Origin of the sequence: Pseudomonas palleroniana (assembly GCF_022836895.1) — a bacterium.
GTDB classification, from domain to species: Bacteria; Pseudomonadota; Gammaproteobacteria; order Pseudomonadales; family Pseudomonadaceae; genus Aquipseudomonas; species Aquipseudomonas palleroniana.
On sequence record NZ_CP092411.1, the window covers coordinates 4,237,019 to 4,249,025 of the forward strand.

At 65.0% G+C, this 12,007-nt stretch carries 1 protein-coding gene and 1 pseudogene; both read right to left on the minus strand.

Annotated features, from left to right (window positions below; all coding sequences use genetic code 11):
• Positions 1-165 precede the first annotated feature (165 nt).
• A complete protein-coding gene (locus tag MJP36_RS19220) occupies positions 166-11,268 on the minus strand; it encodes an amino acid adenylation domain-containing protein (protein ID WP_482082805.1) in 11,103 nt (3,700 codons plus the stop codon).
• 133 nt (positions 11,269-11,401) lie between these two features.
• A pseudogene (locus MJP36_RS28175) lies at positions 11,402-12,004 on the minus strand (condensation domain-containing protein); the annotation flags it as partial.
• Between the last annotated feature and the right edge of the window lie 3 nt (positions 12,005-12,007).

Here is a 12,007-nt window from a genome sequence, read left to right on the forward strand (position 1 = left end):
TAAGCGATAGAACGAACGATGGACAACCTGTGGGAGGGGGCTTGCTCCCGATGGCGGTGTGTCAGGCTCAGAACCGTGACTGACACACCGCCATCGGGAGCAAGCCCCCTCCCACAGTAACCGCGTTAAGCCTTAACTGACTGGCATTTGGGCTTACCCCGCTCGCTACATGGCGGCCACCAGGCTGCTGATGAACGCGGCGCTGTCGATGATGCCGTCATGGTCGGTATCGATCATCACCGAACGCTCGATGCGCCCCTGGCCGATCACCGTCGCCATGTTCTGCTCGATCAGGTCCTTGAAGCGCCCTGCCCGGCTCATGGACGCCCACCAGCAACTCACGGGGGCCTTGATCGGCTTGAAGTCGGATGCCGTCATGCGTTCGCTCAAGGCCCGGTCAACCTCCCAGGAGATCTGCGCCTCATTGCCACGCAGCAACTCCTCCTTGATCGCCGTGAAGGCTTCGCCCAGGGTCTGTTCGGCCCAGGCGACGAACACCGACCACTGCTGGTCCTCAGCCTCGCGCTGACACGCCTGCCAGGCGTCCTGGATCTGTTCGGCAAAGGCCGGGAACATCACCCCGAGCAAGGCCGCACGTCGCTCGTTGGCCGAGACCTCGCGATCATCCTGCGTCACCACCGCATCCCAATACGGCTTGAGCCACTGCGGCGGTGCCGAGTCGATCCAGCCGACAAACTCAACCTCGCGCCCGGCCTGCTCCAGGCCATAGGCGACTTCCATCGCCATATTGCCACCCAGCGACCAGCCTGCCAGGCGGAAGGCGCCCTGGGGCCGCGCCGCCAACAGCTGCGCCGTGTAATCCTCGACCATCGCCTGCCACGGCGGCACCGCCGTACCGGCTTCGGCCAGTGCACGGCAGATCACCCCGAATACCGGACGCTGCTCCCTGAGTGCCAGGGCAATCGCGGTGTAGCAATGCACCGAGCCGAAGCTTGGGTGGAACATGAACAGCGGTGTGCCTTGCGTCTGGCTGTTGAGCTTGACGATCAGCGAGCGACGCGTGTCGCCCTGCAAGCAGTTGACCTGGCCGCGCACGGTCGGGTTGAGCATCAGTTGGCTGATGGACAAATCGACCTCGCTGAGCTTGCGGATCCGCTCCTTGAGCATCAGCACCAATAACGAATGGCCGCCCAGCTCGAAGAAGTTGTCGTTCAGCCCAACCCGCTCCACACCCAGCACGTCGCTCCAGATCGCCGCCACCTGCTGCTCCAGTTCGGTCTGGGGCGCCTGATAGCGCTCGGCGCCCTGGGCCTGGGGCTTGGGCAAAGCCTTGCGATCCAGCTTGCCGTTGGGACTCAACGGCATCTGGCTCAGGACCACCCACTGCGCCGGCACCATGTAGTCCGGCAACTGCGCGCCCAGATGGGCCATGACTGCGGCCTTCCAGTCGTCCTCTGGCTGTTGCAGCACCACATAACCCACCAGGTAAGCCGCATCCACCGCCAGCACCGCCGCTTCACGAATACTCGCGTGCTCCAGCAGGCGCGCCTCGATTTCTCCCAGCTCGATACGCAAGCCGCGGAGCTTCACCTGGTGGTCGATGCGCCCGGCGTATTCGATCACGCCGTCGTCGCGATAACGCGCCAGGTCACCGGTGCGATACAGCCGCTCGCCGCTGCCGAACGGGTCAGTCACAAAGCGCTCGGCGGTCAACCCCGGACGGCGGTGATAACCCCGCGCCAGGCCCTTGCCGCCCAGGTACAACTCGCCCAACACGCCCACCGGCGCCGGCTCCAGGTTGCCGTCCAGCACGTAGCAAGCGAGGTTGGCGATCGGTCGACCGATCGGGACGGCGTCGCGACCCTCCTCCACACAGGTCCAGTGGGTCACGTCGATAGCCGCTTCGGTGGGGCCATACAGGTTGTACAACGCTGCATCCGGCAGCTTGGCAAACACTTGCTGCTGGGCATCCGCAGGCAAGGCTTCACCACTGCACACAATGCGTTGCAGGCTATGGCACGAGGTAACCGCCGCGTCCTGCAGGAACGCCTGCAACATCGATGGCACGAAGTGCAACGTGGTGATGGTCTCGGCGTTGATCAACTTGACCAGCCGGGCCGGGTCACGGTGATCCCCCGGCGCCGCCACGACCAGGCGCGCGCCGGTCATCAACGGCCAGAAGAACTCCCACACCGACACGTCGAAGCTGAACGGGGTTTTCTGCAGCACACTGTCACCGGCATCCAGGCCATAGGCTTGCTGCATCCAGCACAACCGGTTGGTCAGGGCGTTGTGGCGATTGCCGGCGCCCTTGGGTTGGCCGGTGGAACCGGAGGTGTAGATGACATAGGCAAGGTTTTCGCCATCGACCGCAATGCCTGGGTTGTGCTCGGCATAGTCCGCCAGCCAGGCGTCACCCGGCTCCAGCACCAGGTGTTGGACGCCCTGGGGGATCGGCAATTGCGCCAGCAGGTGACCCTGGGTCAACAACAAGGCCACGCCGCTGTCTTCGAGCATGTAGGCCAGCCGGTCACGCGGGTATTCCGGGTCCAGCGGGACGTAGGCGCCGCCGGCCTTGAGCACCGCCAACAGGCCCACCACCATTTCCAGCGAACGCTCCAGCGCCAGCCCGACCAGCACGTCCGGCCCGACACCCTCTGCGATCAAGCGATGGGCCAGACGGTTGGCCCGCGCATTCAACTCGGCGTAGCTCAGGCACTGCCCGCCAAACACCACGGCCGGCGCCTGCGGCGTACGCACCACCTGTGCCTCGATCCATTGATGCACCGCCTGATCCAGCGGATAAGTCTCGGCCGTGGCGTTCCACCCCAGCAGCACTTGCTCGCGCTCGACGCGGGCCAGTGAAGGCAATGCGCCAAGGCGCTGCGAGGCATCGCCGGCCAGTGCTTGCAGTAATTGCCGGAAGTGCTCGGCCAGGCGCTGAATGTGCGGTGCGCTGAAGCACTGGCGGTTGTAATTGAACTCCAGGCCCAAGGTATCGCCAATCGCCAGCAGCACGGTCAGTGGATAGTGGGTCTGCTCCAGGCTGTGCACCGCACCAAAGCTCAGGCCCGACGGCGCGCTCTGCTCCAGCGCCTCGGACACCGGGTAGTTTTCGAACACCAGGATACTGTCGAACAACGCCTCGCCGCCCAACCCGGCCCAGCGCTGGATGTCGAACAACGGCGTGTGCTCCTGCTCACGCAAGCGCACGTTCTGTGCCTGCACCTGTTGCAGCCACTGGCTGACCGTCCATTGCGCATCCGGCGTCGCCACCACCGGCAGGGTGTTGATGAACAAGCCGACTTGCTGCTCGATGCCGCGCAGTTCCGCCGGGCGCCCGGCCACGGTGGCACCGAAGGCGACCGTGGCCTGCCCGGTGTGATGCTGCAGCAGCAATAGCCAAGCGCCTTGCACCAAGGTATTGAGCGTCACTTTGTTGCGCTGGGCGAAGGTTTTCAGCTGTTCGGTTTGCGCGGCATCCAGGCTCAGGCGGTACTCGCCGTTGGCCCCAGGTTGCGCGTCGCGCACCTCACGGGCCAGGCGGGTTGGCTCACGCAGGTTTGCCAGCTGGTCTTTCCAGAACGCTTCGCTGACCGCCTTGTCCTGTGCCTGCAACCAGGCGATGTAGTCGCGGTAACGCCCGGTCGGCGCCGGCAACGCTTCACCGGCGTACTGCTGCAACACTTCGCCGAACAGCTGCGAACCGCTCCAGCCGTCCATCAGCATATGGTGGTTGGTGTAGATCAGGTGATAACTCGACGCTGCGGTACGCACCACCGACAAGCTCAACAACGGCGCCTGCTCCAGCACAAAACCCTGGGTCCTGGCGGCCTGCGCCCTGTCATCCAGCGCCTGGGCGCTATCTGCCCGCTCGCGCCAATCGAGTTCGGCAAACGGCAGGCGGGCCTGTTTATAGACCACCTGCAAGGGTTGCTCAAGCTCGGTCTGCCAGAGGAAACCACTGCGCAGGATCTCGTGACGGTCGACCGCCGCCTGCCACGCCTGGCGAAAACGCGGGACGTCCAGGCCCTGCACATCGATACGCATCTGGTTGATGTAATCCCCAGACCCTGCGCCATACAACGACTGGAACAACATGCCTTGCTGCATGGGCGACAGCGGATACAGGTCTTCGACCTCACTGACATTCAGCGGCAAGGCATCCAGTTGCGCTTGCGACAACCGCGCCAAGGGGAAGTCCGATGGCGTCACGCCCCGGCTGGCCGGCTCACAACAGTGATCAATCAGCGCCTTGAGTTGCGCGGCGTAATCGTCGGCCAGTTGCTGCACGGTGGCTTCGTCAAACATGGCCTGGCTGAAACTCCAGTTCAACTTCAGCTCGCCGCCGTAGACCTGGCCGTTGATCTCCAGCCAGTTGCCCAGGGGTGCATCGGGGCTTTGCTCGGCACCGCTGGCGTCACCGGAGGGCGCGAACAGCCCCTCTTGCTCGCCGCTGTCGAAACTGCCGTCGAACTGCCCCAGGTAGTTGAAGGTAATGCGTGGGCGCGGCAAGGCGGCCAGCGCCTGTTGTGCCTCGGGATTGCCCAGGTAGCGCAGCGCGCCGAACCCCAGGCCCTTGTCGGGCACCGCGCGCAGTTGCTCCTTGATCTGTTTGAGGGACGCGGCCAGGGAGTCCGCCGGCACCAGTTGCAGCGGATAGAGGCTGGTGAACCAACCGACCGTACGGGTCAGGTCGATCTCGTCGAACAGGTCTTCGCGCCCATGGCCCTCCAGGCGGATCAACATCGACGCCTCACCCGTCCAGCGCACGATGACTCGGGCCAGGGCCGTCAGCAGCAGGTCGTTGATCTGGGTACGGTAGGCACTCGGTGCGTCTTGCAACAAACGACGGGTATCGCTCGCGTCCAGTTGGGTGCTCACGCTCAGGGCCAGGCGGTTGCTCAAGCTGGCGTGCGGGTCGGCCACCGGCAAATCGGTAGGGCTGCCCTGCAACTGCGTTTGCCACCAGCCCAGCTCCTGCTCCAGCGCCGCGCTGCGCGCATAGGTTTGTAGGCGTTCGGCCCAGGCGCGGGTGGCGCTGGTCTTGGCCGGCAAGACCACTGGGGCACCTTGGGCGAGCTGCTGATAGGCGCGTTGCAGGTCTTCCAGCAGGATGCGCCAGGACACGCCGTCCACCACCAAATGGTGGATCACCAGCAGCAAACGCTGGGAGCCGTCGGGCAATTGCGCCAGCACCGCACGCAGCAAGGGGCCGGTCGCCAGATCAAGGCTGCGCTGGGCCTCGTCGCCCAGGGCGTCGAGCTCCTCGACCTGGTTCAGCGACGTCTGCCACAACAGCTGGTCCGCCTGATGCAGCTGCGGCCCGCGATACGTCGCGTTCCAGCCCGCCGCGCCCTCGACGAATGCCGTGCGCAGGGCATCGTGGTGCACGATCAGCGCCTGCACGGCCGCGACCAGCAGCGACGCCTGCAACGGCTGGTGGGGGTGCAGCACTACGGACTGGTTCCAGTGGTGACGCTGGGGGATCTCATCGGCAAAAAACGCCTGTTGCACCGGCAGCAGCAACAACGCGCCGGTCTGCGCCGACTGGTCCAACTGCACCGCGCCCTCGCCTTCACGGGCCACGGCAGCCAGGCTCTGCACGGTCTGGTGCTGGAACAGGTCCTTGGGCGTGAACCGCACACCGGCCTGGCGCGCGCGGCTGACCACCTGGATCGAAATGATCGAGTCACCGCCCAGTTCGAAGAAGTTGTCGTGCAGCCCCACCTGCGGCAAGCGCAGCACATCGGCCCAGATCGCGGCGATCTGCTGCTCCAGCTTGCTCTGGGGCGCCACATACACCTGCTGCAACTGGCTCACATCCGGCTTCGGCAGGCCCTTGCGGTCGAGTTTGCCGTTAGGCGTCAGCGGCATGCGTTCGAGGAACAGCAGATGCGTGGGCACCATGTAGTCCGGCAGGCGGGTTTTCAAGGCGCGACGCAGGGCTTCGCGGCCGTTGGACTGGGCCACGGCGTCGTCCAGCAGGGTCGGGTCCAGGGGCACCACATAGGCCACCAGTTGCTTGCCGGTCGGGCCTTCCTGGGCCACCACCACGGTTTCACCCACGCTGTCCTGCTCGCGCAGGCGCGCTTCGATTTCACCCAGTTCGATGCGGAAACCACGGATCTTCACTTGATGGTCGACACGCCCCAGGTAATCCACCACGCCGTCCGGGCGCCCTCGGGTCAGGTCACCGCTGCGGTACACGCGGCTGCCGGGCTTGCCGAACGGGTCCGGCACAAAACGCTCGGCGGTCAGCGCCGGACGCTCCAGGTAACCCCGCGCCACGCCCTCGCCGCCCAGGTACAACTCACCGGCCACGCCGATGGGTTGCAGGTTCAACTGCGCATCGAGCACGTAGCCGCTGCGGTTGCCCAGCAGCGTGCCGATCGGCGCATACACCGCCCCGCACGGGTCGCCTTTGCGGGCTTTCCACAGCAGCGGCGTGACCACGGTTTCCGTCGGGCCGTAGCCATTGAACAGGTAGGTCGGACGCAGTGCGCGCCAGGCCAGGTCATAGCTCGCCTGGGCCACCGCATCACCGCCGAAGCAATACACGCGCACGGCCGGCGGGTTGCCGTCACGTTCGGCATGCTCGGCCAGCTGTTGCAGGTACACCGGCGGGAATACCGCCATGGTCACCTTGTGACGGTGCATCTGTTCGTAGGTGTATTCCGGCAGCCATAGGCTGTCGTCGCGGATCAGCACGCTGGCGCCGTTGATCAGCGGGTGCATCCAGCCTTCGTGGGAGCCGTCGAAGGCGAAAGACATGAAATGCAGCTCGCAATCGCTCGGCCCGGTTTCATAGCGCTCGCCGGTGGCGATGATGTGCGCCACCAACGGCCCATGGGACACCGCCACGCCCTTGGGCAGGCCGGTGGAGCCGGAGGTGTAGATCACGTAGGCCAGGTTGTCGCCGTATAGCGACATTTGCGGCGCAAGGTCGCTATAACCCGACCACACCGACACCTCATCGATCGCCAGGGCTTGCAAACCCTCGGGAATCGGCAAGCGTTGCTGCACCGCTGAATGGGTCAGCAACAGCTGGGAGCGGCTGTCCTGCATCATGTACATCAGGCGATCGCGTGGGTACTCGATATCCAGCGGCACATATACGCCACCGGCCTTGAGCACCGCCAGGAAGGCCACCATGATCTCGGCACTGCGCGGCATGGCGATGGCCACGCGCACTTCAGGGCCGACACCACGGGCGATCAGCGCATGGGCCAGGCGGTTGGCCTGGCGGTCAAGCTCGCCATAACTCAGGGTTTGCGTATCGAACTTCACGGCGACGGCGTCGGGGTTCTCCCGGGCGCGGTCGGCGAACAACTCATGCACCAGGCGCTCGGCCGAGAAGCCGGAATCGGTGCAGTTCCAGCGTTCGAGAATCTGCTGCTGCTCGGCAGCATCCAGCAACGGCAGTTGGCTCAGGGGTTGCGCAGGGTTGGCGACCATGCCTTGCAACAGGTTCTGCCAATGCCGGGCCATGCGTTGCACGGTGGCGGCTTCGAACAGGTCCTGGGCGTACCCCAAGGTCGCCCAGATACCTTCGGTAGACTCCTGGATATCGAGGTCCAGATCAAAGTGGGCGGTCTTGCTTTCCCACTCCAGGCCTTCAACCCGCAGGCGTGGCAGTTGCTGCTGCACCTGCGCCTGGCCGACATCGGTCTGGTGGTTGAACATCACCTGGAACAGCGGATTGTGACTGAGGCTGCGCTCCGGCTGCAGGGCTTCGACCAGTTGCTCGAACGGCAAATCCTGGTGCGACTGAGCCTCCAGCGCCCGCTGGCGGGTATGTTGCAGCAACTGCTCGACACTCATCTGGCCGTGCAGATCGGCCTTGAGCACCTGGGTGTTGACGAAGAAACCGATCAGGTGTTCGGTCTCGCTGCGGTTGCGGTTGGCGATCGGTACGCCGACGCGAATCTCTTCCTGGCCACTGTAGCGGTGCAACAGGGTCTGGAACGACGCCAGCAACAGCATGAACAGCGTGACGCCTTGTTGCTGGGCCAACGCCTTGAGCTCCACCGTCAAAGCCGGCGCCAGCTCAATGGCCAGGCGCGCACCGCGATGGCTTTGCACCGCCGGGCGCGGGTGGTCGAACGGCAACTCCAGCACGTTTTGCTCACCGCCGAGCACGTCGCGCCAGTACGCCAACTGACGCTGCTTCTCGCCGGCATCCATCCACTGGCGCTGCCACACGGCATAGTCGGCGTACTGGATCGGCAACGCCGGCAGTTGCAAGTCCTGGCCCTGGCTGTAAGCGGCATACAACTGCACCAGTTCCTCGACCATCAACTGCATCGACCAGCCATCGGAGACGATGTGATGCTGCACCAGCACCAACACATGTTCGTCCGCCGCCAGGCGCAACAAGGTCACGCGCAACAATGGGCCTTGTTGCAGATCGAACGGCTGGGCGATCTCTGCCTCGACCCGCGCCTTGAGCTGGGTTTCATCGATATCCACCCGGGTGATGGGCAACCTCGCAAACGCCTCGATCACCTGCACCGCGCCCGCATGCTCCTGGCGGATATGGGTACGCAGGCTTTCGTGTCGGGCCAGCAGCGTGTCAAAGCTGCGTTGCAGCGCGGCGTGGTCCAACTGCCCGTGCAAACGCAGTGCGCTGGGGATGTGATAAGCCGCGCTGTGGGGCTCCAACTGCCAGAGAAACCACTGGCGTTCCTGGGCGTACGACAGCGGCAACGGCTGTTCGCGACCGGCCGGCAACAAGGCCGGAGCCGTTGGCGCGCTGTTGTCCTGGACCTGCATCGCGGCCACGAAAGCTTCCAGGCGCGGGTGTTCGAAGAGCGCCTTGAGCGGCACTTCCAGGCCCAGTGCCTGGCGAATACGCGATACCACCTGCATTGCCAGCAGCGAATGCCCGCCCAGTTCAAAGAAGTGCTGGTTCAAACCGACCCGCTCGACACCCAGGATATCCGCCCAGATTGCCGCGACTTGCTGCTGCAACGCGCTGACCGGCGCCAGCCATGCCTGCTGCAGCGGGCTGCCGTCCGGCTTGGGCAGCGCCTGGCGGTCCAGCTTGCCGTTGGGGTTGAGGGGCATGCGGTCGAGGAAGATCAGGTGCGCGGGCACCATGTAGTCCGGCAGATGCTCACGCAGGGTCTGCATCAATAGCTCGCCCGCCGCCACGCGCTCGGCGTCGGACAACGGCTGCGTCGGCACCAGATAGGCCAACAGTTGGTTGTCGACCGCCAGCAACAGCGCTTCGCGCACGCTGTCCTGGGCCAGCAGCAAGGCCTCGATCTCCCCCAGTTCAATACGGAAACCGCGGATTTTCACTTGGTGGTCGACACGCCCGACGTACTCGACCACACCGTCGGCGCGATAACGCGCCAGGTCGCCACTGCGATACAGGCGCTCGCCGGCGGCGCTGAACGGGTCGGCGACAAAGCGCTCGGCGGTCAGGCCCGGGCGCTGCAAATAGGCGCGGGCCAAACCGCTGACGCTGGCGATATACAGCTCGCCCACGGCCCCGGTCGGCAACAGGTTCAGGTCGCCGTCCAGCACATACAAGCCGCGCCCAGGCAGTGCACGGCCAATCGGGCTGGCCGTGACGCCAACCACGCTGGCGGGGTCGGTGCAATCGAGCACGCTGGACACCACCGTGGCTTCGGTCGGCCCGTAGGTGTTGAGCAGGCGCACATGGCCCAGCCCCGCCCGCTGCCACACCATCGGCCCATCCAGCGGCATGGCTTCGCCGCCGATATGGATCTGGCGCAACGCCCCATAACTGCGTGGCCCGGCTGCCAGGCAATCGTGCAGGAACAGCTTCCAGTAGGCGGTCGGCAAGTCGGCCAGGGTAATGCCCTGGGCGATGATCTGCCGGTACAACTCGGCGCCGTCCCACAGCTGCGGCCCGCGCAGGATCACGCTGGCGCCCAGGGTCAGCGCCGGGTACAGCTGCTCGACGAAACCATCGAAGTTCAGGGTCGCGAACTGCAACACCCGGTCACTCGGGACCAGCCGTGAATAGTGCGCCGCGATACCGGCGAACTCACTCAAGGCGGCATGGTTGATGGCAACGCCCTTGGGTCTGCCGGTGGAGCCGGAGGTGTAGATCACATAGGCCAGGCTCTGCGGTTCAAAAGCCCGTTGCGGATTCTCGTCGCTGTACTGCGCCAATGCGCTGTCGGCAAGGTCAAGGTCCAATGCCGCCAGCCCCGCCGGCAACGGCAGACGCGGGCGCAAGTGGGACTGGGTGAGCACCCGTTGCGCGGCGCTGTCTTCGAGCATGTGCACCAGGCGTTCACGGGGATACTGCGGATCAAGTGGCACATAGGCCCCGCCGGCCTTGAGCACCGCCAGCAGGCTGACCACCATCGCAAAGGAGCGCTCGACGGCAACGCCCACCAACACTTCCGGGCCGACGCCCTGGTCGATCAGGTAGTGCGCGAGACGGTTGGCCTGCCGGTTCAATTCGCCGTAGCTGATGACCTGGTCATCCAGCACCAGCGCCGGATGCTCGGGTTGAGCCTGGGCCTGCACCTCGAACCGATGATGCACCGCCTCGGGTTCGGCGGCCGTCGCCGGGGCATTCCAGTCGTGCAGCAGCGCGTGGGTTTGCGCGGTGCTCAGCATGGCCAGTTCCGCGAGACGGCAGTGAGGCGTGCTGACGATCGCCGCCAGCAGGTTCTGCCAATGTTCGGCCAGACGCGTGATCGTCGCGGCATCGAACAAGTCGGTGGCATAGGTCAGCGCCGCCCAGAACCCTTCGGCGGACTCGTGGGTGTCCAGGCTCAGGTCGAAGTGGGTGGTGTGGTTGGCCCAGTCCAGCTCCACCACGCGCAGGCCCGGCAGTTGCTGGCCGTCTCGACCGCCCTGGGCGTCGGTCTGATGGTTGAACATCACCTGGAACAACGGGTTATGGCTCAGGCTGCGTTCCGGCTGCAAGGCCACCACCAGTTGCTCGAATGGCAGGTCCTGGTGGGCCTGGGCTTCGAGGGCGCGGCGTTTGGTCTGTTGCAGCAGCTCGGCGAAGGTCATCTGCCCGTCAAGGTCGGCCTTGAGCACTTGGGTATTGACGAAAAAACCGATCAGCCGCTCGGTCTCGACGCGGTTACGGTTGGCAATCGGCACGCCGATACGGATATCCGACTGCCCGCTGTAGCGATAGAGCAAGGTCTGGAACGACGCCAGCAACAACATGAACGGCGTCACGCCCTCTTGCTGCGCCAGGCGTTTGAGACCCGCGACCAGCGCCGCAGGCAGGTGCACTTGCAGGCTCGCACCGCGATGGCTTTGCTGGGCCGGGCGCGGGCGGTCCAGGGGCAGTTCCAGCACCGGTTGTTCGCCGCCCAACAGCGTCTGCCAGTACGCCAATTGGCGCGCACGCTCCCCCCGCTTCCATCCAGCCGCGTTGCCACAGGGCGTAGTCGGCGTACTGGATCGGCAGCGCCGGCAGTTGCCGCTCAGTGCCCTGGCTGAAGGCCGCGTAGAGTTGCACCAGCTCCTCGACCATCACCTGCATCGACCAGCCATCGGAGACGATATGGTGCTGCACCATCACCAGCACGTGTTCGTCCTCAGCTAGCTGCAAGAGGGTCACCCGCAACAGCGGCGCCTGGTGCAGATCGAACGGCCGCGCAACTTCCGCTTCCACGAAGGCCAGCAACTGCACTTCTTCAATGCACGCCTGATGGATCTCGACCTGCGCCTCGGGCAGCACCGTTTGCAGCACCTGTTCGCCCTGCTCGACCAATCGGGTGCGCAGGCTTTCGTGGCGGGCCAGCAGGCTGTCGAAGCTGCGCTGCAATGCCGTCAGGTCCAGGCGCCCCTGCAAACGCAGGGCACCGGGGATGTGGTAGGTGGCGCTCTCTGGGTCCAGTTGCCAGAGAAACCACTGGCGCTCCTGGGCGTAAGACAACGGCAGCACTTCGGCATCGTGACGCGTGGGGGCAATCGGCAGTTGAGCGAAACTCATGCCACGGCTTTGCAAGCGCTGGTAGAACTGCTGGCGCTGCTCCAGAGGCAAGCGAAGAAAGCGCGACACCAGGTCGATATTGGGGTTGGAAAGCATGGT